At 57.1% G+C, this 1,480-nt stretch carries 1 protein-coding gene and 1 pseudogene; both read right to left on the reverse strand.

What is annotated here, in order from left to right; all coding sequences use genetic code 11:
* Positions 1 to 108: 108 nt before the first annotated feature.
* On the reverse strand, positions 109 to 768 hold the full coding sequence (locus AC1DWF_RS31915) for a hypothetical protein (RefSeq protein ID WP_476787260.1): 660 nt from the start codon (positions 766 to 768) through the stop codon (positions 109 to 111).
* A 118-nt stretch (positions 769 to 886) separates the two neighbouring features.
* Positions 887 to 1,480, reverse strand: a pseudogene (locus AC1DWF_RS31920) (arylsulfatase); the annotation flags it as partial.

The raw sequence follows: 1,480 nt of genomic DNA on the forward strand, positions 1-1,480 counted from the left end.
GCAGAAACGATGGTGCTAACGCGTGGGAGATCACCGTGGATAGCTGATCCGCGTCAATACTGGGCATCTTGCGATCTTTTCCCCCGTGGTAGTCTATGGTTTGCGATTTTATGGAAGCGCGTTCACGGCGCGTGCCGCCACTATGACAAGTGTAAGCAATGAAATTCCGCTTTCGAGGGTCATTAGCATCTTGGCTCGYCTGCTAAGCGGCAGGACATCGGTCGGGCTAAAAGCTGTTGCCGTATTGTAGGCCAAGGCGAGAAAGTCAACGAACTGCGGCCGCCAGTCCGGCGGAGCAACGTCAGGCGTCGCAGATTGCGGAAAGAGCCAGTCTGGAAAGTTTTTTCCGCTCTCCCATGCAAAAGGGCCGCCACGATCGATCTGCCAGTAAAGCAACGCAAACGCCAGAACGTTGGTGACCCATATTGCCAAGGAAGAGGAGAGCAATGAGATCGTACGGGTTTCGGGCGGATGCAGTGTGATGATGCCGATCATGTCCGCAAGTTCCAGCGCCGTGTTGGCGACGTACAGCGCGGCAAACATGATGATTGCGATCCTCTCGGCACGTAGCCAGAAGTGGGCGTTGCCAGCAGAGAACGTGACCCCAGCCATTGGCACTAAGATTGCCAGCACCACGACATATGATACCCATCTCGGCATGATCTGTACGTGATGAGGCAACACCGCCAGCAACACCACCACTGCAAGAATGGCGAGCGCCGGAGCCCAGCGTGGTTCCTGTCGAAGCTGTGAATTTGCAGTGGCCATGATCGTCTACCCAAACCCAGCTTGCCATGGTCGTGTGAGTATTTGGCCCCGCCGCCCTGACCTACTTTTCCGGAAAAAAGGAGGCCCAGTCGCCCGGGCCTCCTTCACCAAGCATCGATCAGTTTCCTGTCGGAATCGCTAGGTTGATGCCTTCCTTGTCGAGTTGATCCCGAACCCACTGGAACCGCTGATAGTTCGTAAGTGTAAGCGGTCCGCTGTAGCTCTCGCTCTGCAGTTTCCGCGGCGGATACTTGACGTAGGTTTTCATCAGCTTGTTGATGGCGTCCGAGATGGTAACCATCGTCCACGTCCGTTCCGTGTAGTTGTTCATAAAGATGTCGTAGCGCTCTTGCGGATCCTGCCACAAGTCAAAGACTTGCGGCACCGTCGCCACGTACTTCTCCGCACCTTTCCAGCCGAGGTTGCTGTCCACCGCCAGCCCGCCGGTCGCAGCGCCGTCGTCACCGCGGAGGTTGAAGACGGCCTTATAGTTGCCGACCCGCGCCGCGCCCGGCGAAAGCTCGTTCTCGGTGAAATAGAACCATTCGCTGCGTGGGGACTTGCCCGCGCCCGTCAGCACAGGGGTCATGTCCACGCTATCGAAGTAGATTGGTTTACCTTCACGGTCGTTTTCAGGCAGTTTCACGCCGGCGGCCGAGGCGAACGTGGCCATCAAGTCGAGACCGCCATGGATTTCATGGTTCTTCGCGCC

Source organism: Aminobacter sp. P4_D5 (assembly GCF_056401815.1).